Source organism: Janthinobacterium sp. GW456P, from assembly GCF_002127655.1.
Taxonomy (GTDB): Bacteria; Pseudomonadota; Gammaproteobacteria; order Burkholderiales; family Burkholderiaceae_D; genus Janthinobacterium.
The window spans coordinates 44,720-70,068 of sequence record NZ_NEHB01000027.1 but is presented as its reverse complement, the minus strand read 5'-3'; the positions used below and the strand labels follow the sequence as shown (position 1 = coordinate 70,068).

The following is a 25,349-nucleotide window of genomic DNA, read 5'->3' as shown; positions in this document are numbered from 1 at the left end:
GAAAAGCTGATCCAGAAAACATCCGGCGCACCGGATGCGGCGTATGGTGAAACAAGCAAAGAGATAGACGCCGGATGGCGTGCCAGGTTCCACGCCAGTGAGCGGTTTGGCGCGAGAATGGGACCTGGCAGGCGCAAAAACGCGATGCCTTTGTGTTAGATCAAATGAACGCCAGTTAGCTCGCTGCTGCTGGCAGCCATGCTGTTTGTGTGGAAAATGCGGGCTTACCGGCCCGGCCGTGCGACAATAGCCGGCTCGCGGCAGCGCAGCCGATGGCCGGCGCGCGTGGCTGAGCCGAGCATAGCCCACATTTTTTGCCTTATTCCGCGACCATGACGCATCCCGAATACATCCTGACCCTGTCCTGCCTGGACCAGCGCGGCATCGTGCACCGCGTGTCCGGCTTCCTGGCCGATCACGGCTGCAACATCCTCGATTCCGCCCAGTTCGGCGACCAGGAATCCCAGCTGTTCTTCATGCGCGTGCATTTCGCGCTGGAAGACGGCGCCGTCAGCGACGCCCAGTTGCGCAGCGACTTCGCCGACCTGTCGCAAGTCATGCAGCTCAATGGGCCCTTTCATGGCCAATTGCACGATGCGCGCGTCAAGCCGCGCGTCATGCTGATGGTGTCGAAGATCGGCCATTGCCTGAACGATTTGCTGTTCCGCTACAAGAGCGGCTTGCTGAACGTGGAAATTCCCGCCATCGTGTCGAACCACATGGAGTTCTACCAGCTGGCGGCCAGCTACAATATTCCCTTCCACCACTTGCCATTGGCGGCCGGTGTGCCGGAAGCGGCCAAGCTGGCGCAGGAAGCGAAGATCATCGAGCTGATGGAGTCGCACAAGATTGACCTGGTGGTACTGGCGCGCTACATGCAAATCCTGTCGCCCGGCCTGTGCCAGGCGCTCGACGGCCGCGCCATCAATATCCACCACTCCTTCCTGCCCAGCTTCAAGGGCGCCAAGCCGTATGCGCAGGCGCATCACCGCGGCGTCAAGCTGATCGGCGCTACGGCCCATTTCGTCACGGGCGACCTGGACGAAGGCCCGATCATCGAGCAGGACGTCGAGCGCGTCGACCATGCGATGGATGCGGAAACCCTGACGGCCATCGGCCGCGACGTCGAGTGCGTGGTGCTGGCGCGCGCCGTGAAATGGTTCGTGGAGCATCGCATTTTGAAAAATGGCGACAAGACCGTGGTTTTCCGCTGATACCGACTTCACTATTTACTTTACCGAGACAGAAACACGATGGCCCTCAAAGCAACAATTTTCAAAGCCGATCTGCAGATCGCCGACATGGACCGCAATTACTACCAGGATCATGCGCTGACCCTGGCGCGCCACCCGTCCGAAACGGACGAGCGCATGATGGTGCGCCTGCTGGCGTTTGCCATCCACGCGGACGAGGCGCTGACGTTCACCAAGGGCCTGTTCGATACGGAAGAGCCCGACCTGTGGCAGAAGGATCTGACGGGCGCCATCCAGCTGTGGATCGAAGTGGGCCAGCCGGACGAAAAGCGCATCCTGAAGGCCTGCGGCCGTTCGGAACAGGTGATCGTCTACAGCTATGGCGCAACCAGCCATATCTGGTGGAAACAGATCGCCAACAAGCTGGAGCGGGCTAAGAACCTGACCGTGATCAACCTGCCATCCGAGGCGGCGCAAGACATGAGCAAGCTGGCGCAGCGCACGATGCAGCTGCAATGCACGATCCAGGATGGCCAGATCTGGCTGACCGACAGCGTCGACACGGTGCTGATCGACCGCGAACCGGTGAAGCCGGCGCGCTGATTTTGACTGTTTGAAACACAAAAAGCCCGGAGCGCTCCGGGCTTTTTGCGTTGTGAAGGATTAATCCGGCGCGGCGCCCAGGCGCCTGATGCTGCTTGAGCGCTGCATGCTGCGGCTGATGCGCGGATCGCCGTAGTAGCTGACTTCGCCCGAACCGCCGATGCTGATAGTCAAGTCATCCTTGGCCCACACTTGTGCTTCGCCCGAGCCGCCGATGCTCACCTGGACCTCGCGCGCAGCCAGGCGGCCCGCCTGGATATTGCCCGAGCCGCCGATCGACGCCGTCAGCTGCTCCGTCTTGCCGCTGGCCTTGAAGTTGCCGCTGCCGCCGATGGCCACGGACACCTGGCGGCTGTCGAGCTCGCGCGCGTTGATGGAGCCGGAACCGCCCACGTCGAAGCGCAGATTCTCGGCCCGCAAGCCCGTTGCCGTGATGTTGCCCGAGCCGCCCACGCTGACGCGTTCCACCTGGCGCGCCTGGATGACGATGGTCAGGCGGCTCTGGCGGAAATTCGCGTTGCGCTTGGCGGGGCGGATGCGCAGGGTGCCGTTTTCCACGGCTGTCTCGATCAGCGGCAGGATATTGTCGTCGGCTTCGATGGTGACGCTGTCCGTGTTGCCGATACGCAGTTCGACGGTGCCCGGCACGTTCAGCGCCACGCCATGGAAACTGCCGACTTCGCGCGTCTGTTTTTGCAGCTTGCCGCTGCCCTGGATGCTGTTGCCCGAGATCCAGTCCAGCGGCGAGGCCAGCGCCGGCGCGGCCGGCATGGCCAGCGCGCAGGTGGCCAGCAGCAGGGCGGTTGCGGCGCCAGCGTGGCGGCGGTGGAAAAGTGTCGGTGTCATGCTTGCTCCCTGTGTTGAATTGGACTGCGAGCATGGTATGCCAGCCGGCCGCGCCTGCGTACCGCCCTGCGACAGACTGCGCCGGCAGCGGCATGGAATGCAGGAGGATGCGACAGGATGGCATGAGGTATCATGTCGGTGGGACATACGACGACCGGCACGCGCCGCTCACACTACTGGAATTACATGCTGATCATCACCATCAAACAGGGCAAGGAAAAGAGCTTGCTGGGCCAATCGTGGATTTACGCGTCCGCGATTGAAAAAGTCGAAGGCAAGCCGCAGGAAAAAATGAAGCCCGGCTCGACGGCCATCGTGCAGAGTTCTTCGAAACAATTTATCGCCCGCGCCGCCTACAATTCGAAGTCGCAGATCCGCGCGCGCATCTGGAGCTTCAAGGAAGACGAACCGGTCGACCACGCGCTGATCAAGCGCAGGGTCAAGGCCGCCATCGAGAAAAAACTTCCAGCCATCAAGAAGGCCGGCGAAAACCAGCTGCTGACCCTGATCAAGGGCGAAGATGAGGGCTTGCCGGGCCTGGTCGTGCAACTGTTTGGCGGCGTGCAAGGCTATCTGATCTGCGAATTCAACGCCGGCGGCGTCGACGCGTGGAAAGTGGCCATCGTGCAATCGCTGATGGCGTCCACCGGCTGCGTGAACGTGTACGAGCGCTGCGACGACCTGATGCGCAAGGGCGAAGGCCTGCCCCTGATCGACGGCGCCCTGGCCGGCGAGGAACCGCCCGAAGAAGTCATGCTGACGGACAATGGTGTGCGCTATGCGCTGGACCTCAAAACGGGTCACAAGAGCAAGTTTCGCTGAGCATGGCTGTTTGACGTAAAAAAACCGGCGCTTGCCGGTTTTTTACGGGGTTTTTATTTTCAGGCGCGCTACTCCAGCGGCACGCTGCGGTATTTATTGACTTCTAGAGCGCTCACCGCCGGCGCATCATTGCCCCACGAGGCCCGCAGATACGTGACCACGGCCGCCACTTCCGCATCATCCATGACGGGGCCGAACGGCGGCATGCCGTAGGGGCGCGGGTTGCCGTTCGTGCCGGGCGCGAAGCCGCCGTTCAGCACGAGGCGGATGGCGTTCACGGCCGACTGCGTCGTCAGCGCGCGGTTGCCGGCCAGCGGCGGGTAGCCGGGCGGTATGCCCTTGCCGTCAGCCTGGTGGCAGCTTGCGCATTGGGCCTCATACAGTTTCGCCCCCAGCGCCAGTTGCTGCCGGGCTTGCTCCGACGTCTCGCGCGGCGCCCGTTGCGCGGGCTGCGCCGGGCCGGGCAGGCTTTTCAGGTACACGGCCATCGCCTGCACGTCGGCCGTACCCATGTGCTGCAGGCTTTGCCGCACCACTTCGGCCATGGGGCCGAAGACGGTGGCGCGCGGCGAGACGCCCGTCTGCAGCAATTCCACGATATGCGCCGTGTCCCAGTCGCCCAGGCCCGCTTCCGCGTCCGACGTCAGCGACGGCGCGTACCAGCCCAGCACGGGGATCAGGCCGCCCGACAGGCCGTCGTCGCTGCCGCCCAGGGTGGTGCGGCTGCTATGGCAGGCGCTGCAATGGCCCAGGCCCTGCACCAGATAGGCGCCGCGGTTCCATTCCATGCTTTTTTCCGTGAGCGGCTGGTACACGCCCGGCTTGAAGTACAGCGCGCGCCAGGCCGCCAGGGCGATCTGCTGGTTGTAGGGAAAGCGCAGCGCATGCGGCGCGTTCGCCTGCCGGTGCGGCGGCACGCTCTGGAAATACGCGTACAGGGCGTCGCTGTCTTCGCGCTGTACCTTGGTGTAATTGGTGTACGGAAAGGCCGGATACAGCAGGCGGCCGTCCTTCGACTTGCCGTTGTGGATGGCGCGCCAGAAATCGTCGGCCGTCCAGCTGCCGATGCCCGTTTCCCTGTCGGCCGTGATGTTGGGCGAGAGCACCTTGCCGAACGGCGTTTGCAAGGCCCGTCCGCCCGCGTAGGGCACGCCGCCCCGTGTCGTGTGGCACGCCATGCAGTCGCCCGCCTTGGCCAGGTAGGCGCCGCGTGCCACCAGCTGTTGCTGGCTCAGGGTACTGGCGGCCGGGGGCGGGCCGATGTCGTCATCGGGCCACAGCAGGAACTTGGCGCTGCCGCCGGCGATCAGCACGAGGCCGGCTGTGATCATCCATTTTTTCATGGCGCCACCTGTGCGGTTGAGCCCGGCACGCCGCCGCAGTGCAGCGGCAAGGGCGCGGTGATGCCGCTGGCGGGGCGCGCGTCGGCGCCGGCCACCTGCGTGCCCAGCCAGGCCGACACGGCGCCCACGTCCGCGTCCGACAGGCGCTGCGCCACTTGTGCCATGCAGTCGGGCGCGTGGGCGCGGCGGATGCCGTTCTTCCACGCGCCCAGCTGGGCGTTGATGTAGTCGCGCGGCAAGCCCAGCAAGCCGGGGATGGCGGGCGCCACGCCGGCCAGCTGCTGGCCGTGGCAGGCGATGCAGGCGGGAATCTTCTTACTCGCGTCGCCATGCAGCACCAGTTGCTTGCCGCGTTCCAGGGCCATCGTACCGGCGCCGCTGGGCTGGGCCGGCGGCGGGGCAGGGTGCTGTGCCGCAAAATAATCGGCAATTTCGCGCAGGTAAGCGTCCGGCAAGTGCTCGACCATGTAGTTCATCATCGGATACTGGCGCCGTCCCTCGCGAAAGTTCAGCAGCTGGTTGTACAGGTAGCCTGAAGGCTTGCCGGCGATGCGGGGAAAAAAGGCGTCGTGGCGTTCTTTTGGCGCATGGCAGGCCGTGCACGCCTTGATGCGCTGTTCCAGGCTGTCGTGGCCAGTTGGCAGCGCGGCGGGCGCGGCCAGCGCCATGCCGGGCCAGGCGATAGCCAGGGCCAGCACCAGCACGCGGGGAGAATGCAGTAGCATGGGGAGTTGCATGGGGAAGCTGTCTCGTCTGTTGTTATCGTGTACCGGTGTTGCTGCCCGGATGTTGTTACCCTAGCATATACCGGGTGCTGTCACTGTGACAGGATCAGTTGTGCAATAAAACTACGGATCAGTTTGAGGAGCAGGGTTGAAACGATATGAGGAATTGGCGGAAGAAGTCGCCGCCATGATCAGTACGCAGTTGTTGCTGCCGGGCGACAAGTTACCCTCCGTGCGGCAGCAGCATGCGCGGCGCGGCGTGAGTCCGTCCACCGTGTTCCAGGCGTATTACCTGCTCGAAGCGCGCGGCATGATCGTCTCGCGCCCCCGCTCCGGCTATTACGTGGCGCCGCAGCGGGCCGCGCTGGCGCCCGAGCCGGACAGTTCGCGCCCGCTCGACGCCAGCACCACCGTCGACGTCAGCGACCTCGTGTTCGAGGTGCTGGGCGCCGTCGGCGCGCGCGATATCGTGCCCTTCGGCTCGGCCTTTCCCAGCCCGCATCTGTTCCCGATGGAGCGGCTGGCGCGGGCCGTCTCGGCCAGCATGCGCCGCCTCGATCCGTGGAGCACCGTCACCGATTTATCCTTGGGCAATGCCGAGCTGCGACGCCAGATCGCCCTGCGCTACCAGCTCGATGGCGTGCCCGTGTCCAGCGACGACATCGTCATCACGAACGGCGCGCTGGAAGCGCTGAACCTGTGCCTGCAAGCGGTCACGCGGCCCGGCGACACGGTGCTGATCGAGTCGCCCAGCTTCTATGCCTGCCTGCAGGCGCTGCAGCGGCTGGAACTGAAGGCCGTGGAAATCGCCACCAGCCCCCGTGACGGCGTCGACCTGGCCGCGCTTGAGGAATTGCTGCAACGCCACCGGCCCAAGGCGTGCTGGCTGATGACGAGTTTTCAGAATCCGCTGGGCAGCCTGATGCCGCCGGAAAAGAAGCGCGCGCTGGTCGAACTGCTGGCGCGCCATGGCGTGCCGCTGATCGAGGATGACGTGTATGGCGAGCTGTATTTCGGCAAGCAGCGTCCGGGTCTGACGAAAAGCCACGACAGCGCGGGCCTCGTCATGCATTGCAGCTCGTTTTCCAAGACCCTGGCGCCCGGTTTCCGGCTGGGCTGGGCCGTGGCGGGCCGCTATGCGCGCCAGGTCGAGCGCTTGAAACTGACGACGAGCCTGTCGGCGCCCATCCCGCTGCAGATGGCGCTGGCCGATTACCTGGCGCAGGGCGGCTACGACCGCCATTTGCGCCAGTTGCGCTTGACCCTGGCGGCGCAGCAAAACACCATGCTGCAAGCGATCGCCGTGCATTTTCCGCCCGGCACGCGGGTCACGCGGCCGCAGGGCGGCTATTTCGTCTGGGTTGAAATGCCGGCGGGCATCGATGCGCTGGCCCTGCACCGCAGCGCGCTGGCGGCCGGCATCAGCATCGCGCCCGGCCCCATCTTTTCCGCCACGCGCGCGTTTCGCCACTGCATCCGCCTCAATTATGGCCACCCGTGGAATCCGCGGCTGGAAGAGGCCATCGCCACCCTGGGGCGGCTGGCGCAGATGGCGGCAGGCGGCGCATGAAAAAAAGTCCTTGCGCCGGCAAGTGTTTCATTCCAAAAGGAAATATTGCTGTTATATTGAAGTATCTATAACTAATGATGGGAATGATAATGGATAACACGCAGCCGGAGCTGGGTCGTACGCAAGATACGACGCTGGCCATTCTGTCCCACGTTGGCGGCCTGTTCACCAGCTGGGTGGCGCCGCTGATCATTTATTTGATCAAGAAAGACGATGCGGATAAATTCTCGGCCGAGAACGCCCGCGAGGCGCTCAATTTCCAGATCACCCTGATCATCTGGTATTTCGCCTGCTTTATCCTGTCGTTCGTGCTGATCGGCCTGTTCCTGTTCTGGATCGTGGCGCTGGCCAATCTGGTGTGCTCGATCGTCGCTGCCGTCAAGGCCAGCAATGGCGTCACTTACCGCTATCCCCTGACCTTGCGTCTCGTCAAATAAGGCTGCGCCGGCCGCCGGGTGTCAGCCCGGGCGGCCGGGCAGTATCAGGAATGATGCAAAGTCGGGCGCCACCATGCTGGCAGCCCCTGTTTCGTGCGACCACAGCACGACCACAGGCTCGCCCGATGGCCCTGTTTGCGCATAGTCAAAACAATAGTAATCGCCCGTGCCGAACTGGGCGAAGGGCAGCAGGGCATCGCCGCCATCCACATTCTCGAGCCACTCTTGCCAGTCGGTGCGGTAATGGCGTTCTATTGATTCCCACGTCTTGCGCGCATTGGCCGCGTCGTAGACGGGGAACACGCTCAAGGCGCCCAGCGCGCGGCCATTGTTGACCAATAACCATTGCACGTAGGACGCGGGCAGCGCACGCCCCAGCGCTTGTTCGGCGGCGGCGATCGCATCAGGCGTGGTGCCGATGGATGTTTTTTTGCTCATGGTGCGGGAAGGCGCGCCGGCTCAGGCTGCTGCCGGCGGCGTGCTGGCGCGCGGCGCTTTTTGCGGCGCCACCTTGCCGCCGTCGGCGATCCAGCGGCGGTACACGCGCAGGGCCACTTGCGCATCGTCGGCCGCGTACAGGATCTGCTTTTCCGTCAGGCGCGTCGTGGCCCAGTTGGTGGTGGAGATCTTTTTCGATTTCTGCAGGTGCAGGCCGAAGAACTTGGCCACGGCCGTCTTCGCGCCCAGGTCGTTGCGCTGGCCGCCGCGCAGGGCGACGGACAGGTCGAGCACCTGGGCCGGCGCGATGCCGAGCTTGTTGCGCAGGCGCTTGACGTCGTCGGACAGGCCAAAACCCACTTTCAGGGTGGTGGTCGATTCGAGGATGGCTTTCAGTTCGGCCAGGGCCGGCGCCGGCGTGCTGCCCACCTGGAACAGGTAGGCGATATCGTCGGTGGCCAGCTGAATCAAATGCGGTCCGGTGGAGGACTCGCCCTTGACGAACGTCGGCTTCGATTCCGTATCGAAGCCGATGGCGTCCGCTGCCAGCAGGGCGGCCATGGCCGCCCGTGCATCATCGCCGGTACGTACCAGCTTGACGTGGTCGAGGGCGATGCCTTGATACGGGGGGAGTGGCGGTACGGCAGCTGTGTCCATGAAACCGGATCAGCCTTTGCGCGAGAATTTCGCGGTCAGCTGATTCAGTTTTTCCAGGCGCAAGCGGTTCGCTTCTTCGGCGGCGGCCGCGTCGCGCTCGGCTTTCTTGCGCTCGGCTTCCTTCTTGAAGCGCTGCTGCAAGACCTGCGTGGCGTGGTCGCGGTGCGTTTGCGTCACTTCCGCGCCGGCGGTGCCGTCGAGGTCGTAGCGGATTTTGGCTTTTTCCATCACGCGCAGGTAGCGCAACGAACCCGTGTGGATGCCCAGCGCCGTGCGCATCAGCTTGCGGTCCAGGTCCGGCAGGCGCGCCAGGATCTGCTTGTCGATACCGATCGACAAGGGCAGGCAATCGCGGAATGGCGGGAATTGCTCCTGGAACTGTTTCAGCAGGGCGCGCGCGGTCAGGCCGGCCGGCGCCGGCGTGGTCGCTGCGGCCGGTGCCGCCGCTGGGGCTGCATCGACTGGCGTGTCAGGAGTGGTGGCTTGCTGGTCTGGCGTGGAGCTGGTCATCGACATCATTGGTTGGGCTATAAAAGGGGAGCATAGCACGCGCCACAGGCAAGTGCATTGTCTTTTTTGGCAACTTGCGCTGCGACAAGCGGGTCCGCCCTACAGCGGACACAGCGCGAAATACGGGAAATGTGTATAATGTCGGCTTGCGCTGATGACTGGGCCCCGTTTTTGATGGTCTGGCTCAGGTGTGCAGGGGATAGGAGCAGTGCGGTGCAGGGCCATCATTATTGATATTTTTGATATCAGATATTTTGCTTATCAATTATCCGGATAACTGGCCTTCGTGCATAATCTTGCTCTCCGCTGTGTCTTCACTGAACAACAATAGATTCAAGCCCGTTCTGGTACGGGCTTTTTTTCATTCCGCAATGTACATCGCCTATTTATCTGACCCGGCTTCGGCCTCGCCGTACGGTCCGCCGCTCCGCATGCCGGATGCGCGGGCTTTGAACGTCCCGATAGACAGGCGCCGCTGCCGTTAACACGGCAGCCGCAACAATACGCTCCATCGAGTCCGGTTTCGCAGGCTTAGGTGGAATCATTCACTTCGCGCCGACACCATCTGGTCTCGCATTAAGAGATATCTCATGAAGAATACGCCAAAAACTTTAACGTTGTCCGCCAAGGCGCCACGCCCAGCCGCGGCGCCACTTGCCGTACCCAAAACGACTTTATCTTACTTCATCGATAATGCGCAAGCGAATCCGGAAGCGACCGTCACGACGGCGCCCACCGTCGTCACCGTGGTGAAGAAAAGCCGCTCGCGCCTGGCTGCCGTGCCGCCGGCCGATGCGGCTGTCGAAGCGCCAGTGGCGGCTGTCGAAGCCGTTGCCGAGGTGGCCGAGGTGGCCGACGCCGCACCGGCCAAAACGCCAAGCGTGAAGGTCGCCCCTGGCGCCAAGGCCCCGGCCGCGCCGCGCAAGGTCAGCGAAAGCGCCGCCACGAACAAGGTGGTGACGGCAGCCCGCTCGAAAGTCGTGCGCGCCAAGCCTGAGGCAGCGCCCGTGACCATCATCACCGGCGCGCAAGTGGTCAGCAAGACCACGGACGCCGATGCCCTGGCCGCCATCGACACCTCGAATTACTTCCTGCCGACCGTCAAGGTGCCAGGCCGCCGCGGCCGCAAGCCGAGCGAATTCACGCCGGAAAACGATGAAGTGGCGGCACTGAACGCCGTCGAGCGCGCCGAACTGAAGGCCGTGTCGAAAGCGCGCGACCGCAAGGCCAAGGGCGGCCTGGCGGACGCGCTGGGCGATCCGGAAGCCTCGGCAGCGGACCTGGAGCGCCGCCGCAAGCAGATCACGGGCTTGATCAACATGGGCAAGGAACGCGGTTTCCTCACCTATGCCGAGATCAATGACCAATTGCCGGAAAACATCATCGATCCGGAAGCGATCGAAGGCATCATCGCCACTTTCAACGACATGGGCATCGCCGTCTACGAGCGCGCCCCTGACGCGGAAAGCCTGTTGTTGACCGACAACGTCGCCACCGTCACCAGCGACGATGAAGTGGAAGCGGCAGCTGCCACCGCCCTGTCGACGGTCGATTCCGACTTCGGCCGCACCACCGACCCCGTGCGCATGTACATGCGTGAAATGGGCGCCGTGGCGCTGCTGACGCGCGAAGGCGAGATCGAGATCGCCAAACGCATCGAAGGCGGCCTGAAGGACATGATCCAGGCCATTTCCGCCTGCCCGACCACCATCGGCGAAATTGTTGCGCTGTCGCAAAAAATCGCGCGCGACGAAATCAAGGTCGATGAAGTGGTCGACGGCTTTGTCGATTTGAACGAAAGCAATGCCCCGGCACCCGCCGCCGCTCCCGCGCCCGCCGCCGCCAGCGGTGACGACGAGGAAGAGGAAGAAGAAGCCGAGGAAGAAGACGGCGACGCCAATGGCGGTGCTGCCGGTTTCTCCAGCGAGCAACTGGCCCAGCTGAAAAAGAATGCGTTGGAGAAATTCAACGTCATTTCGACGCAGTACGACAAGATGCGCAAGGCGCCCGAGGGTTACAACTCGAAAGCCTACATCAAGGCGCAGGAAGCCATTTCGCAGGAATTGCTGGGCATCCGCTTTACGGCCAAGGTCGTCGAAAAGCTGTGCGACACCCTGCGCGGCCAGATGGAAGAAGTGCGCCACATCGAGCGCGCCGTGCTGGAACTGTGCGTGAACAAATGCGGCATGCCGCGCGCCCACTTCATCAAGGTGTTCCCGGGCAATGAATGCGACCTGGAATGGGTCGACCGCGAAGTCGATTGCAAGTATCCGTACAGCGCCATCCTCAGCCGCAACGTGCCCGCCGTCAAGGAACTGCAAAAGAAGATGATCGACCTGCAGGCGCGCGTGGCGCTGCCGCTGGCTGACTTGCGCAAGATCAACAAGCAGATGGCGGCCGGCGAAAAGCGCGCGCGTCACGCGAAACGCGAAATGACGGTCGCCAACTTGCGCCTGGTGATTTCGATCGCCAAGAAATACATCAACCGCGGTTTGCAATTCCTCGACCTGATCCAGGAAGGCAACATCGGCCTGCTGAAGGCCGTCGACAAGTTCGAATACCGCCGCGGCTACAAGTTCTCGACCTACGCCACCTGGTGGATACGCCAGGCGATCACGCGTTCGATCGCCGACATGGCGCGCACCATCCGCGTGCCGGTGCACATGATCGAAACGATCAACAAGATGAACCGCATCTCGCGCCAGATCATGCAGGAAACGGGCAGCGAGCCGGACCTGGCGACCCTGGCCGTCAAGATGGAAATGCCGGAAAACAAGGTGCGCGAAATCATGAAGATCGCGAAAGAGCCGATTTCCATGGAAACGCCGATGGGCGAAGATGGCGATTCGCAACTGGGCGACTTCATCGAAGACAACACGACGTTGGCGCCGCTGGACGCCGCGCTGCACGCCTCGATGCGCAACGTGATCAAGGAAGTGCTGGACTCGCTGACGCCGCGCGAAGCGAAAGTGCTGCGCATGCGCTACGGCGTGGAAATGTCGAACGACCACACCTTGGAAGAAGTGGGCAAGCAGTTCGACGTGACGCGCGAGCGCATCCGCCAGATCGAGGCGAAAGCCATGAGCAAGCTGCGCCAGCCTTCGCGTTCGGACAAGCTGAAAACCTTCCTGACGCAAAACTAAGCAGTCAGCAGGCAATAAAAAAAGAGGCGCAAGCCTCTTTTTTTTCGTCCCGGCCTGTGCTGATTTACAGCAAATGCCGGCGCTGTCCCAGCAGGCCGGCGCGCATGTGCCGGCGCGCGCGGAACAGGGCCGCGCCGCAGGCGGCGGCGATGACGGTCAGAAAGAACCAGTCCAGCGGGTTGCGGCGCGGCGGCGGCGATGCTTGCGAGGGCACGGCGAAGGCCTGGAATTTATGCCCCGTGTAGACGGCGCCCACCACCAGGCCGGCGTCCGTGATCTTGTTGGTCAGGTACAGGCCGTCGTCGCGGCGGCGCACCGTCATCACGCCTTCCTTGTAGACAAAGGTCATCGGTTCAAAGCCGTTGATGTTGACGCTGCCGACGACGTGTCCGGCCGCATTGACGGCCGTGGCGTAGCTGTCGCCCTGGCCGATCATGGCGCCCAGGTCCAGCATGCGCTTGCCATCCCAGGCAAACGCGTGCCAGCGGCGTTTTTCCGTTTCCGAGGCGCCCACGATCAGGCCCGCGTCATTGATGGCGGTGGCCGAGCTGATACGCCCGCCGGGCAGGGTGCCGATTTCCCGCATGCCCGCGCCGGGGTGGTAGACGAAGGCACGGCGGTAGCCATCGCCGCGCTGGGCCGTGCCCACCACCACGCCATGGCTGTTCAGGCCGCTGGCATAGCTGCTGGCGCCGCCCAGGGTGCCCAGGTCTTGCAGGCTGTGGTCGGCTTTTGTCACAAAGGCGTGGAAATCGCCGCCGCTCGTGTCGGCATAGCCGGCCACCTGGCCGCCTTGTGCGATGGCCGTGGCATAGCTGCTGGTGCCGCCCAGGGTGCCCAGGTCGCGCATGCCGTCCGCCGCGTCGTAGCGGAAGGCGTGCCAGGCGCCGCTGGCCGTTTGCGCCGAACCGACCACCGCGCCATGGATATTGATGGCCTTGGTAAAACCTTCATCGCCGCCCAGGGTGCCCAGCTCGCGGAGGCGGCCATGCTGATACGTCACGGCACGGCGCCGTCCTTCTTCTTCCATGATGATGCCGGCCACCAGGCCTGCCGGGTTCAGGTCGGAAGCGATACTGCCGTTGCCATCCCTTTCACCAAAGCCCCGTTCGGCATAGATGGTGGCGCTGGCGATGGGGGCGGCGGCCAGCAGGAGCAGGCCCAGCACTGGGGCGGGAAGGTGGGAAAAGCGTGGCAGCATGATAGTTTCCTTAAGGAAAAAACTTACTATACTTTTGTTTGCCAAAAAAGCATACCTAATTTGCTACTATTTTTGGTAATTCTCGTGTTCGGACATGGCCGGCATGGCGCGCCTGGCGGCGTGGGGCAGGTAGATGGTCAGCACCGTGCCCCGACCCGCCTGGCTGTCGATGCGCAGTTCGCCGCCCAGCGCGTGGACACGTTCGCGTATGCTTTTCAGGCCGAAGGCGGCCCGCTTGCCGTCGTCGCCCGGCTGCATGCCGATGCCGTTGTCGCTGATGCGCAGGATGATGGAATCCGCATCTTGCTCCAGAGCCACTTCCACTTCGCTGGCCTGGGCGTGGCGCACGATGTTCGACAGTGATTCCTGCAGCACGCGGAAGATGGCCGAGGTCTGGCGTTGGTCCAGGCCCAGGTCCGGCGCCTCGCTGTCGAGCGTGAGCCGGTAGCGGATGGCGCCGCGGCCCTCCATCTGGCGGAGCAGCCATTCGGCCGCCGGACCCAGTCCCAGTTCGAGGGTGCTGGGATGCAGGTCATTGATGATGGTGCGCACCGAGCGGATGGTGGTGTCGATAGTGTCGAGCACGCGCTGCGCATGGCGGTGCAGGCGCGGGTGGGTCTTGGCCGTGCGCGCGTGCAGCAGCGACACATCGATGCGCAGCACCATCAGGTTCTGGCCCAGGTCGTCATGAATGTCGAGCGCGATACGCCGGCGTTCCTCTTCCTTGATCGTTTGCTGGTGGTCGCTCAGTTCGCGCAGCTGGGCCAGGGTGCGCTCCAGGTTTTCCTCGTTGCGCTTGCTGTCGGTGACGTCAATGGCCATGGCGATGATCATCTGCGGCCGCCCTTCGGGATCGAAGATGGGTTTCTTGTGCGTCTGCAGCAGGCGATTTTCCTGCAGCTGTGCGTTCCATACCAGTTCTTCGCGTATCACCACCTTGCGGCTGGCAAACGCTTCCTGGTCCGCCGCGTGGAAGCCCGCGTTCTGGTCGCTGGGGAAATGCTGCAAGTCGCGCCCTTCGGCAATGTCCTGCTGGCGCACGCCCCATTGCTGCTCGCAGGCCTGGTTCATCAGCACGATGCGGGAATCGGCATCCTTGAGGAACAGCGACAGGGGCATCATGGAGATGATGTCCTGCAGCCGTTCTTCGCTGCGCGCCAGGGCCGCTTCCGTTTGCGCGCGCATGGCGATTTCCGCCGACAGCTGGAGATTGACATCGAGCAACTGGGCCGTGCGCAGGGCCACGCGGCTTTCCAGCTCCGCATGGGCGACGCTCAAGGCATGTTCGGCCCGCTTTTGTTCGGTAATGTCGCTGGCCAGCACGAGCGCGCCCGTCAGCTTGCCCTGCTGGTCGTACAGGCGGCGGCCGCTGATCATCGCCCAGCGTTCCGAACCGTCGCTGTGCCGGTATTGCAGTTCTCCCATGCAGCTATCTGCGGCTGTCTGGCGCAGCGGGCACAGGCGCAGCAAGGTGGCCTCGTCGTGAAACTCATCCATGGAATGATTCAGCAGCAGTTCGGCGGGGAGGCCCAGCATGTCGCACAGGCGCTGGTTGATATGCAATATCGTGCCTTGCGCATCCGTTTGCCACATGCCGTCCTGCGCCGTCTCGCTCAGGTGGCGGTAGCGCATGGTGCTGGCATCGAGCTGCGAGCGCGTGCTGGCGAGGTGGGCGCGCAGCTTGTGCATCAGCCACATGGCCGTGCCGGCGGCTGCCGCCAGCAGCAGCAACAGCCAGACATGTTCCCAGTAGTCGAGTTTCTGCCAGGCCGCGCCGGCCAGCCAGCCCAGCATGACCAGGACGAGGGCGGCGCATGCCGTACTCAGCGTTTCAATCGACCATTTGCTCATACGCGTCCCTGGCGTCATCGTTGGCCGCTGCGGTGCACGTGGCGCCGGAGTGGGAAAAGTATTCGACGTTAGTGTAATACCAAATGTTGTTTTATTGAGAATATTTTTCCATTTGGAAAGCAAAAGGGCCGGCCCTTGCGGTGCCGGCCCCTGTGTACCGATGGCGATACGGCGCGATCAGCCCGTGTTACGCAAGCCTGCTGCCACGCCATTGATCGACAGCTGGATGCCGCGGTGCACCCTTTCATCGACTTTACTGGCGCTGGACAGGACGCGGTTGCGCTTGATCAATTCCACCTGCAAATGGTTCAGCGGGTCGAGATAGGCGAAGCGGTTCTGGATCGAGCGGGCCAGCAGCGGATTGCCCGCCAGGCGCTCGGTGTTGCCGGTGATTAGCTCCAGGCAGCGCAAGGTGTTGCCGTGCTCGTCCGTGATGCGCTTGTAGATGCGTTCGCGCAAGTTCTGGTCCGCCACCAGTTCCGCATAGCGCGAGGCAATGGCCAGGTCCGTCTTGGCCAGCACCATGTCCATGTTCGACAGCAGGGTGGCAAAGAACGGCCATTCGGCGTACATGGCGCGCAGGGTGGCGATCCTGTCATCCTTCGACGCCGGCTCGCCATCGTTGATCCACGCTTCGATGGCGCTGCCGAAGCCGAACCAGCCCGGCAGCAGCAAGCGGCATTGGCCCCAGGAAAAGCCCCAGGGAATGGCGCGCAAGTCTTCGATGCGCTGGTTGGCCTTGCGCGAGGCGGGACGCGAGCCGAGGTTCAGTTCGGCGATTTCCGCGATCGGCGTAGCCGAGAAGAAATACTCCGTAAAACCCGGCGTTTCATACACAAGGTGGCGGTAGGCGTGATAGGCGAGGTCCGACAGCTGCGCCATCACGGCTTCGAACTGCGCCAGCTGGCTGGTGCGGGCCGGATGGGCTTCCTGCGGCGCCAGGCTCGCTTCCAGGGTCGCGGCGACCAGCAATTCCAGGTTGCGCCGGCCGATTTCCGCGTTGGAAAACTTCGAGGCGATGATCTCGCCCTGTTCCGTCAGGCGGATCTGGCCGTTGACGGTGCCCGGCGGCTGGGCCAGGATGGCCTCGTAGCTGGGGCCGCCGCCCCGGCCCACCGTGCCGCCGCGGCCATGGAACAGGCGCAGCTTGACGCCTGCCTTCTGGAAATCCGCCACCAATGCCAGTTCCGCCTTGTACAGTTCCCAGTTCGAGGTGAGAAAACCGCCATCCTTGTTCGAATCGGAATAGCCGAGCATGACTTCCTGCAACTGTCCTTGCTTGGCGATCAATTGCTTGACCAGCGGCAAGGCCATGAGCTGGCTCATGATGCCGGCCGCGCGCTGCAGGTCGGGAATCGTTTCGAACAGGGGGATGACCATCAGCTCGCACGTGCTGTCGCCGTCGCCCCCGGCCTGCCAGTCGGTGCGCAGCAAGCCCGTTTCCTTTTGCAGCAGCAATACTTCCAGCAAGTCGGACACGGTTTCCGTGTGCGAAATGATGTAGTTGCGGATGGCCCGCGCGCCGTAGCGCTGGCGGATGTCGCGCGCCGCGCGCAGGATGGCCAGTTCGGAATCCGTTTCCGTGGCGTAGGCGATGTAGGGCGAGTACAGCAGGCGCGGCTGGGCCAGTTCGTTCAGCAGCAGCGCCTGCTTGTCCTCCTCGGACAGGGTCGTGTAGTCGGCGGCCACGCCGCTTTTCGCGAACAGGTCGGCCAGCACGCGCTCGTGCACGTCGGAAGTCTGGCGCATGTCGAGCGACGCGAGGTGGAAACCGAAGATGTCGGCCGCGCGCGCCAGGGTGGCCAGGCGCGGGCGCACGAGGGCCGCGCCGTGGTGCGACTCGAGCGAGGCGACGATGGTGCGCAGGTCGGCGACAAAGGCGGCCGCGTCGGGATAGGCGGCCGCCGCGCCCACTTCCTTGCGCAGGATGTTGGTGGCGCCCAGCGCGCGGGCCGTGGCCGCCAGGCGCGCATAGATGCCGATCAAGGCGCGGCGGTACGGTTCGTCGCTGCGGTGCGGCGAGGCGTCCGGCGACTGGTCGGCCAGTGCCTGCAGGTCGGGGCTCACGCCCACCATCAGGGTCGAGACGGACAGTTCTGCGCCCAGCGCGTGTACTTCGTCGAGGTAAAAGTCGAGGATGGTGGTGGCGTGGCGCGCCAGCGCGTGCTGCATGGTGCCGGCGTTGACGTTGGGGTTGCCGTCGCGGTCGCCGCCGATCCAGCTGCCCATCTGCACGTAGGCGGCATTGATCGGCTCGATCGTGCCGTTGCCGTTCGGGTACTCGCAAGCGATGTCTTCCTCGATGTCGTCGTACAGGCCCGGCAGTTCGCGCAGGAAGGTGATGCGGTAGTAGGACAGGGCGTTTTCGATTTCGTCGGCCACCGTCAGCTTCGAGTAGCGCAGCATGCGCGTCTGCCAGAGGGTGGCCACGCGCGAGCGCAGCAGCTGCATGTTGGCCTGCCGTTCCTTGGGCGTCTGCGGCAGGTCGCGCTCGGCCAGCAGGCGGGCGATGTCGTGCTCGGCGTCGAGGATGCTCTTGCGCTGCACTTCCGTCGGGTGGGCCGTCAGCACGGGGGCGATCAGGGCGTCCTGGAAGAAGGTGTCGACGGTCTTGCGCGGCACGCCGGCGGCGCGCAGTTTTTTCAGCGCGAAGCTGACGCTGCCCTTTTGCGCCGGCGAGCCGGCCAGCAGGTGGGCGCGGCGGCGGCGGATGTGGTGCTGGTCTTCCGCAATGTTGGCCAGGTGCGAAAAGTAGGAAAAGGCGCGCACGACGGAAATCGTCTGTTCGCGGCTCAGTTCCTTCAGCATGGCGTCGAGTTCCAGCGCGGCGTCGGCGTCCGCTTCGCGGCGGAAGCGCACGGACGTCTGGCGTATGGTTTCCACCACATTGAAGACAGCGTCGCCTTCCTGTTCGCGCAGCACGTCGCCCAGCAGGCGGCCCAGCAGGCGGATATCTTCTTTCAGCGGCGCGTCCTTGTCGGAGCCGGCCGCCGGGACTATTTCTGGTGCTACTGCGTCATTGAGCATAATAAAGAACCAAAGTAAGTGTAAAAGCAAGGGAATGTGGATCGCACCGGGCGTTTGGCCGCAGAGGGGAGGGGACGCATGATAAAATTTGTGGTCTTCAACATGGACGCTAGCCTGACTTGGCCTTCTAGGCTAAGGGATAACGATTATAGCGAGGCCGGGCGTCATTCCGATACAAATTGATATCGGACGGGCGAATTGGCAACGACAACGACAGCCACAGCGAAAGAACTTGTTTTGAAAGCATCCGAATTGACCCAAAATATTCCTTCCCGCCTGGTGATCGCCACGCGCGAAAGCCGTCTTGCCATGTGGCAAGCCGAACACGTGCGTGCGCGCCTGGCCGCCCTGTATCCGCAGTGTAGCGTTGAAATTCTCGGCATGACCACACGCGGCGACCAGATTCTGGACCGCGCCCTGTCCAAGGTAGGCGGCAAGGGCCTGTTCGTCAAGGAGCTGGAAGTGGCGATGGAAGAAGGCCGCGCGGACCTGGCCGTGCATTCGCTCAAAGACGTGCCGATGGAGTTGCCGGAAGGCTTTGCCCTGGCCGCCATCCTCGAGCGCGAAGACCCGCGCGACGCGTTCGTGTCCAACGATTACGCCAGCCTGGCCGAGCTGCCGCACGGCGCCGTCGTCGGCACCAGCAGCCTGCGCCGCCAGTCGCTGATCGCCGCGCGCTATCCGCACCTGACGATACTGCCCCTGCGCGGCAATCTCGACACGCGTTTGGGCAAGCTGGACCGTGGCGATTACGCCGCCATCATCCTGGCCGCCGCCGGCTTGAAACGCCTGGGCCTGGCGTCGCGCATCCGCGCCGTGCTGGCGCCGGAAGACAGCCTGCCGGCCGCCGGCCAGGGCGCGATGGCGATCGAGGTGCGCGCCGGGCGCGCCGACGGCGTCGACATGACGGCCCTGCTGGCGCCGCTGAACCACACGGACACGGCGCAAGCCGTCACGGCCGAGCGCAAGGTGTCGAAGATTTTCGGCGGCAGCTGCCAGATTCCGCTGGCAGCCTTCGCCACCGTCGAAGGTGAACAGATGCGTTTGCGCGCCATGGTCGCCACGCCGGACGGCGCGCGCATGGCCAGCGCCGAGCTCGAAGGCCCGGCCGGCGCGCCTGAACTGCTGGGCGAACAGGTGGCCGAACTGCTGCGCGGCCAGGACGCCGCCGGCATCCTCGCCTCGTGCGCCGTCACCCCGGACAACCATGAAGGCCTGGCGCCGCATGCCTGACAGCGTGGTGATCACGCGGCCCGCGGCGCAAGCGGGGCCGCTGGCCGCCCGGATCGCGGCGCTGGGCTGGCCCGTGACCCTGCTGCCGCTGCTGGAAATCCACGCGCTCGACGGCGCAGATGAATGCGCGCAGCTGCAAGCCGTGCTGGCGCGCCTGGCCGATTACGACCTGGTGGCGTTCGTCTCGCCGAACGCCATCGACTGCGTCTTTGCGCACTTGTCCGCCTGGCCGCCAGGCGTGCCGCTGGCCGTCGTGGGCGAGGGCAGCCGCCTGGCCTTGGCCGCGCATGGCGTCACGGACGCCAACGCGGCCATCACCAGCCCGCTCGACACGGCGCGCAGCGATTCCGAACATCTGCTGCTGGCGCTGGACTTGCCGGCCCTGCACGGCAAGCGCGTGCTGATCGTGCGCGGCGATGGTGGACGCGATTACCTGGCCGAGGGCTTGCGCGCCGCCGGCGCCGAAGTCGAGTTCGTCACGGCCTACCGCCGCAAGGTGCCAACGCTGACGGCGGCCTTGCGGGCGACCCTGGAAAACCTGTTGCAGCATAATAATGACTGGATCATCACCAGCTCGGAAGCGCTGCGCGGTTTGCTGGCGCTTCTTGAGGAATTGGATGCTGAAAAGACGGCTGTTGTGAAAATGCAACAGCAACATCTGATCGTGCCGCACGCGCGCATTGCACAAACGGCGGCGGCCCTGGGTTTTGCCCGTGTCACCCTGACAGGATCAGGCGACGCAGGAGTGCTCGCCGCGTTACAATCACGACCATGAACGAAATGCCTACACTCTCCGAACCGAATGCAACGCCTGGCAGCGCCGTGAAGACGGCGCCGCAGGCGGCCGACCAACCTGCCGGCCGCGCGCCGACCCTGCTGGAACAGCTGCAAAAGCCCATGAGCATCGCCGTCATCGTGCTGGCCGTGCTGCTGGCGGCGCAAAGCTGGTCGTCCAGCAAGCAGATCCGCAACCTGCGCGAAGAAGTGGCCAAGCGCCTGCAAAAGGGCGATGTCAGCAACGCCGAAACGGGCGTGCTGGCGCGCACCGTGCAAGAAGGCGCGAAAGAGCTGGAAATCAAGGTGGGTGCGCTGGAAAACCGCCAGAGCGAAACGCAAAGCCAGCAGCTGGCCCTGGAACAACTGTATAACGACTTGTCGAAGAACCGCGACGAGTGGGCGTTGACGGAAATCGAGCAAGTGCTGTCGACGGCCAGCCAGCAGCTGCAATTGGCCGGCAACGTGCCCGGCGCGCTGATCGCCCTGCAAAACGCGGACCGCAGCCTGTCGCGTTCCGACAAGCCGCAATTCATCACCATCCGCCGCGCCATCGGGCGCGACATGGAAAAACTCAAGGCTCTGCCCAGCGTCGATTCGACGGGCGTGGCCCTGCGCCTCGATGCCGTGATCGCCCAGGTCGATTCCTTGCCGATGCTGTCCGACGAAACGCCGGCCTTGCCGGCCGCGCCGGAAAAACCGGGCAAGGCCAAGGCCGTGCGCGATGCTAGCGGCAAGCTGGTGGGACCGCCGGCGCCGGAACCGCTGCTGCAAAAGGTGCGCGACGGCTTCAATACCTGGAGCGGCGACATGTGGGCCGACGTGCGTCAATTGATCCGCATCCGCCGCGTCGATACGCCGGAAGCGCTGATGCTGTCGCCGACGCAATCGTATTTCTTGCGCGAAAACGTCAAGCTGCGCTTGCTGAATGCCCGCATGGCCTTGTTGTCGCGCAATGAGACGGCGTTCCGCAACGACTTGATCGCCGCGCAGGATGCGCTGGCCAAGTATTTCGACACCCGCGCCAAGAGCACGCAGACGGCGCAAGCTCTGCTGCGCCAGGTGCAGGGCAGCAACCTGACCATCGAAATGCCAACCTTGTCCGACAGCCTGACTGCTGTGCGCAACTACAAAGCGAAGTCCTGAGCCCATGCGTCTATTTCTCTGGTTACTCGCCCTGATGGCCGCGGCGATCGGTATCGCCGTGACGGCCCGTTTCAACCCTGGCAACGTGGTGCTGTTCTATCCGCCTTACCGCATCGATTTGTCGCTGAACTTCTTCCTGCTGCTGCAGGTCGTGCTGTTCGTGCTGCTGTACCTGCTGGTGCGCGCCGTGCGCGCCACCGTGCGCATGCCGGCCCAGGTGGCGGCCTACCGCCAGCGCAAGCGTGAGCGCGATGGCAACAAGGGTTTGCGCGAAGCCTTGAAAGCCCTGTTCGAAGGCCGTTTCGGCCATGCCGAGAAGGCCGCCTTGCGCGCCGCCGAACTGGACGAAAACGCCGGCCTGGCCGCGCTGATCGGCGCGCGCGCCGCGCACCGCATGCGCCAGTCCGAACGCCGCGACAGCTGGCTGGCCCGCGTCGAAGGCGACGCCAGCCTGAAGACGGCCCGTCTGATGACGGTGACGGAATTGCTGGTCGACGACCACCAGCCGGAAGCGGCGCTGGCCGCCGTGCGCGAACTCAACGCCAGCGGCACGCGCCATATCCACGCGCTGCAATGGTCGCTGAAAGCCGAGCAGCAGGCGAAGAACTGGCCGGAAGTACTGCGCCTCGTGCGTTCGCTGGACAAGCACCGCGCCCTGCATCCGGCCTTGTCGTCACGCCTGCGCGAACTGGCTTACGACCATTTGCTGTCCGACCCTTCGCATGACGCCGAATCGCTGATGCGCGTGTGGTCGACCGTGCCAAGCGCCGACCGGGTCAAGCCGTATATCGCCTGCCGCGCCGCCACGGCCCTGAATGCGCGCGGCCTGCATGACGAAGCGCGCCTCGTGTGCGAAGAGTCGCTGGCCGCCGACTGGGACGAGCGCGTCGTGCGCGCCTACCGCGAAGCGGCGGCGCCCGCCGGCACGCCGGCCCTGCTGCTGCAGATCGAGCATTGCGAGCAATGGCTGAAACAGCGTCCGCTCGATGCGGAACTGGCGTTGACCCTGGGTACCTTGTGCCTCAAGCAAAAGCTGTGGGGCAAGGCCCACCGCCACCTGGAGCAGGCTTTGTCGGACGCGAACGAGCCGCAGATGGTGCGCGACGCCCACCTGAAGCTGGCGCAGATGCACGACGCCTTGCAGCAGACGGAACAGGCTGCCGCCCATTACCGGCAGTGCGCGCTGGCCACCATCCTGTAATGTGAGTATTCAGACGTAAAAAAGCCGTTCAGTGCAGACTGAACGGCTTTTTTTATGTGCGCTCCCCAAGGTGGAGTGCGTTGCTATTTACTTCTTCGGTACGGCAGTGTCTTCCGGCAAGGCATACGCGACCAGAGTGTCGCTCATCCTGGTGCCCAGCGAGCCGTGGCCGCCGGCCATGACGACGACGAACTGGCGTCCCGACTTGTTCGACACATAGCTCATCGGCGTAGCCTGGCCGCCGGCTGGCAAACGGGCTTTCCAGATGACTTTGCCGTTGCTGACGTCGTAGCCGCGGATATAGTAGTCGAGTGTGCTGCTGAGGAAGGTCACGCCGCCACCGGTGGTGACCATGCCGCCCAGGCTGGGCACGCCCAGTGGCAACGGGATCGGTACGGGACCGCTGTCGCGCGTGGTGCCGTTCTTGTGCATCCACACTTTTTTCATGGTGCGCAGGTCGACGGCGGCCACATAGCCCCACGGCGGCGCCTGGCATGGGAAGCCCAGCGGCGACAAAAAGGCCTTGATTTCCACGGCGAACGGGACGCCCGTCTGCGGCTGCAAGCCCATTTCGCCACCCGTGCCGCCCTTGGCCGTCGTTTCCGCGCGCGGCACGAGTTTTTCCAGGAAGCCCATGTAGTCAGGGTTGACGATCAACAACTGGCGCACGGGGTCGATGGCCGCGCCGCCCCATTCGAAGATGCCGAGCGGACCCGGGGAAATGACGGCACCCTTGCCGGCCGTTTGCGGCGTGAACGGGCCTTCATAGCGGCGTTCCTTGAAGATGATGCGGCAAGCGAGCTGGTCGAACGGCGTCGTGCCCCACATGTCCGCTTCGCTGATATTGCGCTCAGGCAGGAAGGTCAGGGCCGAGAACGGCTGCGTGGGCGACAGGGTGTCGCCGGCGGCAGGGTTGCTCGTCGGTACGGGTTTTTCCGGCGCCGGCACGACCAGGCTGCCGTCGCGGCGGTCGATCACGTAGATGTCGCCGCGTTTCGTCGTGGCGACCACGGACGGCACTTTGCCTTTCGGCGTGTCGATGTCGACCAGGCTAGGCTGGCCGCCGATATCCATGTCCCAGATATCGTGGTGCACGGTCTGGTAGACCCAGCGCACTTTACCGGTCGCCAGGTCCAGCGCGACGATGGCGCTGTTGAATTTCTCGCCGTTCTTGTTGCGGTTGCCGCCCCAGGTATCGGGGGTTTCATTGCCCATCGGAATGTAGACCATGCCCAGCTTTTCATCGATGCTGGCCACGCCCCACGAGTTGGGCGAGTTGTTGGTGTAGTTTTTGCCTTCAGGGAAAGGCTTGGTATCTTCCGGCGTGGCCGGATCCCAGTTCCACATCAGCTTGCCCGTGACGGGATCGTAGCCGCGGATCACGCCCGACGGCTCTTCCGTCGAATGGTTGTCCGTCACGCTGGCGGCGATCACGGCCATTTTCTGCGAGACGGCCGGCGGCGAAGTCGGCATCAGGAAGCCGCGCTTGATCATGGCCATGTTTTTATACAGGTTGACGACGCCGTTGTGGCCAAAGCTCTTGCACGACTCGCCCGTATCGGCATTCACGGCGATCATGGTGCCGTCCATGGTCGGCGCCAGGATGCGGCGCGGGCATTCCATGCCGGCCGCTTCGGGGGCCGGGTTGTTCTTGGCGCGGCCCGCGTTCACGTCCCAGTAGGCGACGCCGCGGCAGATCATGTGCTGGTAACTGGCCGCGTCGCGGTTGATCTTCGGATCGTGGCGCCAGATTTCCTTGCCCGTGTCCGGGTTCAGGGCGATGACGATATTGTGCGGCGTGCACAGATACAGCATGTCATTGACCTTCAGCGGCGTCACTTCATTGGCGATCTCGCCCGGATCGTTCGGCCCCTTGAAGTCGCCCGTGTGGTAAGTCCACGCTTCTTTTAGGCCGGAAATATTCGCGGGCGTGATCTGCGCGGCCGGGGCGTAGCGGTCGCCATAGCCGGAGCGGCCATACGCGGACCAGTCGTTGTGCTCGACGCCGGGCGCCAGGTCGCCGGCAGCGGTGGCGGCCATGTTTTCGGCCGGCACGTCGCCATGCAGGTCATGGTAGTCCTGGAACAGGGCGATGACGCCGGCGATGACGGTCAGGGCCACGGCGGCGGACAGGGCCGTCTTGCCCAATTGTCCCTGTTTCGCTGCGGCCGGTGGCGCCAGGCGGCGGCTGACGAAGGGCAGCAGCAGCCAGGCGGCGGCGGCGAACCAGATGTCGAGGCGCGGCAGCAATTGCCACCAGTCGAATTTCACTTCGATGACGGACCAGACGAGGGTGGCGAGCAGCAAGAAGGCGAGGAAAGCTTGCGCGCTGCGCTTGCCCTGGAACACCAGCACGCCGGCAACGAGCATGCCTATGCCGGCCAGCAAGTAGTACCAGGAGCCGCCGAGCGTGGCCAGCCAGATACCGCCGCCCAGCAGGGCGAGGCCAAACAGAATGAAAATAACGCCGGTGACCTTTAATAAAGGCCCGGGCCGGAAAGAGGGAATCATCATATTCCTTTTTGCAAGGATTTATCGGTGGCGCGTTGAAAGCGCCATATTGAATTCAGGGAAGGCGTCGATTGCAGAATATACAAAGTTTGGAATCACCAGAATATGACAGTTTATC

General features: G+C 64.0%; 20 protein-coding genes. 10 read left to right on the top strand and 10 right to left on the bottom strand.

Features of this window, described 5'->3' with window-relative positions; translation table 11 throughout:
* Positions 1–332 precede the first annotated feature (332 nt).
* Both purU and CBW66_RS21710 read left to right on the top strand, forming a co-directional pair.
* Positions 333–1,214, top strand: a complete 882-nt coding sequence (gene purU / locus CBW66_RS21715; protein ID WP_086139414.1) for a formyltetrahydrofolate deformylase — start codon at positions 333–335, stop codon at positions 1,212–1,214.
* A 39-nt stretch (positions 1,215–1,253) separates the two neighbouring features.
* The gene (locus CBW66_RS21710) at positions 1,254–1,796 is read left to right on the top strand and encodes a YaeQ family protein (RefSeq protein ID WP_086139415.1); all 543 of its coding nucleotides are present in this window, start codon (positions 1,254–1,256) and stop codon (positions 1,794–1,796) included.
* A 60-nt stretch (positions 1,797–1,856) separates the two neighbouring features.
* Here CBW66_RS21710 and CBW66_RS21705 read toward each other — a convergent pair whose 3' ends face one another.
* A complete protein-coding gene (locus tag CBW66_RS21705; protein ID WP_086139416.1) occupies positions 1,857–2,642 on the bottom strand; it encodes a head GIN domain-containing protein in 786 nt (261 codons plus the stop codon).
* Between the two features lie 186 nt (positions 2,643–2,828).
* On the opposite strand from CBW66_RS21705, the gene CBW66_RS21700 reads away from it, so the two are divergent.
* Positions 2,829–3,464: an SAM-dependent methyltransferase gene (locus CBW66_RS21700; protein ID WP_086139470.1), complete on the top strand. Its 636-nt coding sequence runs from the start codon at positions 2,829–2,831 to the stop codon at positions 3,462–3,464.
* A gap of 68 nt (positions 3,465–3,532) precedes the next feature.
* On the opposite strand, the gene CBW66_RS21695 is transcribed toward CBW66_RS21700, so the two are convergent.
* Together CBW66_RS21695 and CBW66_RS21690 are read right to left on the bottom strand one after the other, a co-directional pair.
* A complete protein-coding gene (locus CBW66_RS21695) occupies positions 3,533–4,807 on the bottom strand; it encodes a cytochrome c (RefSeq protein WP_086139417.1) in 1,275 nt (424 codons plus the stop codon).
* On the bottom strand, positions 4,804–5,532 hold the full coding sequence (locus tag CBW66_RS21690) for a c-type cytochrome (RefSeq protein ID WP_086139418.1): 729 nt from the start codon (positions 5,530–5,532) through the stop codon (positions 4,804–4,806). The genes CBW66_RS21695 and CBW66_RS21690 overlap by 4 nt, the downstream gene beginning before the upstream one ends.
* Positions 5,533–5,680: 148 nt before the next feature.
* Between CBW66_RS21690 and CBW66_RS21685 the strand changes: the two genes are divergently transcribed.
* The gene (locus tag CBW66_RS21685; protein WP_086139419.1) at positions 5,681–7,102 is read left to right on the top strand and encodes a PLP-dependent aminotransferase family protein; all 1,422 of its coding nucleotides are present in this window, start codon (positions 5,681–5,683) and stop codon (positions 7,100–7,102) included.
* 89 nt (positions 7,103–7,191) lie between these two features.
* A complete protein-coding gene (locus tag CBW66_RS21680) occupies positions 7,192–7,539 on the top strand; it encodes a DUF4870 domain-containing protein (RefSeq protein WP_070291296.1) in 348 nt (115 codons plus the stop codon).
* A 21-nt stretch (positions 7,540–7,560) separates the two neighbouring features.
* On the opposite strand, the gene CBW66_RS21675 is transcribed toward CBW66_RS21680, so the two are convergent.
* From CBW66_RS21675 to CBW66_RS21665, 3 genes are read right to left on the bottom strand one after another with little or no spacing between them, the layout of a single operon-like run.
* Complete coding sequence (locus CBW66_RS21675; RefSeq protein WP_086139420.1) at positions 7,561–7,977, bottom strand: SMI1/KNR4 family protein; 417 nt, start codon at positions 7,975–7,977, stop codon at positions 7,561–7,563.
* 21 nt (positions 7,978–7,998) lie between these two features.
* Positions 7,999–8,634, bottom strand: a complete 636-nt coding sequence (locus CBW66_RS21670) for a 3'-5' exonuclease (RefSeq protein WP_086139421.1) — start codon at positions 8,632–8,634, stop codon at positions 7,999–8,001.
* Between the two features lie 9 nt (positions 8,635–8,643).
* Positions 8,644–9,153 (bottom strand): ProQ/FINO family protein, encoded by a 510-nt coding sequence (locus CBW66_RS21665; RefSeq protein WP_070224995.1) that lies wholly within the window; start codon positions 9,151–9,153, stop codon positions 8,644–8,646.
* A 581-nt stretch (positions 9,154–9,734) separates the two neighbouring features.
* On the opposite strand from CBW66_RS21665, the gene rpoD reads away from it, so the two are divergent.
* On the top strand, positions 9,735–12,287 hold the full coding sequence (rpoD, locus tag CBW66_RS21660) for an RNA polymerase sigma factor RpoD (RefSeq protein ID WP_086139422.1): 2,553 nt from the start codon (positions 9,735–9,737) through the stop codon (positions 12,285–12,287).
* Between the two features lie 64 nt (positions 12,288–12,351).
* Here rpoD and CBW66_RS21655 read toward each other — a convergent pair whose 3' ends face one another.
* The 3 genes from CBW66_RS21655 to ppc all read right to left on the bottom strand — a co-directional run bounded on the left by CBW66_RS21655 (position 12,352) and on the right by ppc (position 18,366).
* Entirely contained in the window at positions 12,352–13,488 is a 1,137-nt protein-coding gene (locus CBW66_RS21655) for a hypothetical protein (RefSeq protein WP_086139423.1), read from the bottom strand.
* 66 nt (positions 13,489–13,554) lie between these two features.
* A complete protein-coding gene (locus CBW66_RS21650) occupies positions 13,555–15,339 on the bottom strand; it encodes a PAS domain S-box protein (protein WP_170933015.1) in 1,785 nt (594 codons plus the stop codon).
* A gap of 177 nt (positions 15,340–15,516) precedes the next feature.
* Positions 15,517–18,366: a phosphoenolpyruvate carboxylase gene (gene ppc, locus CBW66_RS21645; protein WP_086139425.1), complete on the bottom strand. Its 2,850-nt coding sequence runs from the start codon at positions 18,364–18,366 to the stop codon at positions 15,517–15,519.
* 252 nt (positions 18,367–18,618) lie between these two features.
* Here ppc and hemC point away from each other — a divergent pair, with 252 nt between their 5' ends.
* From hemC to CBW66_RS21625, 4 genes are read left to right on the top strand one after another with little or no spacing between them, the layout of a single operon-like run.
* Positions 18,619–19,599: a hydroxymethylbilane synthase gene (hemC, locus tag CBW66_RS21640; RefSeq protein WP_086139471.1), complete on the top strand. Its 981-nt coding sequence runs from the start codon at positions 18,619–18,621 to the stop codon at positions 19,597–19,599.
* Positions 19,592–20,374, top strand: a complete 783-nt coding sequence (locus CBW66_RS21635; protein WP_086139472.1) for a uroporphyrinogen-III synthase — start codon at positions 19,592–19,594, stop codon at positions 20,372–20,374. Before hemC ends, CBW66_RS21635 begins: the two co-directional genes overlap by 8 nt.
* Positions 20,371–21,519 (top strand): uroporphyrinogen-III C-methyltransferase, encoded by a 1,149-nt coding sequence (locus CBW66_RS21630; RefSeq protein WP_086139426.1) that lies wholly within the window; start codon positions 20,371–20,373, stop codon positions 21,517–21,519. The genes CBW66_RS21635 and CBW66_RS21630 overlap by 4 nt, the downstream gene beginning before the upstream one ends.
* 4 nt (positions 21,520–21,523) lie before the next feature.
* Positions 21,524–22,720: a heme biosynthesis protein HemY gene (locus tag CBW66_RS21625; protein ID WP_086139427.1), complete on the top strand. Its 1,197-nt coding sequence runs from the start codon at positions 21,524–21,526 to the stop codon at positions 22,718–22,720.
* Positions 22,721–22,807: 87 nt separating this feature from the next.
* On the opposite strand, the gene CBW66_RS21620 is transcribed toward CBW66_RS21625, so the two are convergent.
* Positions 22,808–25,234, bottom strand: coding sequence for a membrane-bound PQQ-dependent dehydrogenase, glucose/quinate/shikimate family (locus CBW66_RS21620; RefSeq protein WP_230492148.1), 2,427 nt, complete (start codon positions 25,232–25,234; stop codon positions 22,808–22,810).
* Between the last annotated feature and the right edge of the window lie 115 nt (positions 25,235–25,349).

Excerpts from the sequence above, each read along its gene's own strand:
- purU (WP_086139414.1), top strand. The coding sequence starts at position 333 with ATGACGCATCCCGAATACATCCTGACCCTGTCCTGCCTGGACCAGCGC.
- CBW66_RS21710 (WP_086139415.1), top strand. The coding sequence starts at position 1,254 with ATGGCCCTCAAAGCAACAATTTTCAAAGCCGATCTGCAGATCGCCGAC.
- CBW66_RS21705 (WP_086139416.1), bottom strand. The coding sequence starts at position 2,642 with ATGACACCGACACTTTTCCACCGCCGCCACGCTGGCGCCGCAACCGCC.
- CBW66_RS21700 (WP_086139470.1), top strand. The coding sequence starts at position 2,829 with ATGCTGATCATCACCATCAAACAGGGCAAGGAAAAGAGCTTGCTGGGC.
- CBW66_RS21695 (WP_086139417.1), bottom strand. The coding sequence starts at position 4,807 with ATGAAAAAATGGATGATCACAGCCGGCCTCGTGCTGATCGCCGGCGGC.
- CBW66_RS21690 (WP_086139418.1), bottom strand. The coding sequence starts at position 5,532 with ATGCTACTGCATTCTCCCCGCGTGCTGGTGCTGGCCCTGGCTATCGCC.
- CBW66_RS21680 (WP_070291296.1), top strand. The coding sequence starts at position 7,192 with ATGGATAACACGCAGCCGGAGCTGGGTCGTACGCAAGATACGACGCTG.
- CBW66_RS21675 (WP_086139420.1), bottom strand. The coding sequence starts at position 7,977 with ATGAGCAAAAAAACATCCATCGGCACCACGCCTGATGCGATCGCCGCC.
- CBW66_RS21670 (WP_086139421.1), bottom strand. The coding sequence starts at position 8,634 with ATGGACACAGCTGCCGTACCGCCACTCCCCCCGTATCAAGGCATCGCC.
- CBW66_RS21665 (WP_070224995.1), bottom strand. The coding sequence starts at position 9,153 with ATGATGTCGATGACCAGCTCCACGCCAGACCAGCAAGCCACCACTCCT.
- rpoD (WP_086139422.1), top strand. The coding sequence starts at position 9,735 with ATGAAGAATACGCCAAAAACTTTAACGTTGTCCGCCAAGGCGCCACGC.
- CBW66_RS21655 (WP_086139423.1), bottom strand. The coding sequence starts at position 13,488 with ATGCTGCCACGCTTTTCCCACCTTCCCGCCCCAGTGCTGGGCCTGCTC.
- CBW66_RS21650 (WP_170933015.1), bottom strand. The coding sequence starts at position 15,339 with ATGAGCAAATGGTCGATTGAAACGCTGAGTACGGCATGCGCCGCCCTC.
- ppc (WP_086139425.1), bottom strand. The coding sequence starts at position 18,366 with ATGCTCAATGACGCAGTAGCACCAGAAATAGTCCCGGCGGCCGGCTCC.
- CBW66_RS21635 (WP_086139472.1), top strand. The coding sequence starts at position 19,592 with ATGCCTGACAGCGTGGTGATCACGCGGCCCGCGGCGCAAGCGGGGCCG.
- CBW66_RS21630 (WP_086139426.1), top strand. The coding sequence starts at position 20,371 with ATGAACGAAATGCCTACACTCTCCGAACCGAATGCAACGCCTGGCAGC.
- CBW66_RS21625 (WP_086139427.1), top strand. The coding sequence starts at position 21,524 with ATGCGTCTATTTCTCTGGTTACTCGCCCTGATGGCCGCGGCGATCGGT.
- CBW66_RS21620 (WP_230492148.1), bottom strand. The coding sequence starts at position 25,234 with ATGATGATTCCCTCTTTCCGGCCCGGGCCTTTATTAAAGGTCACCGGC.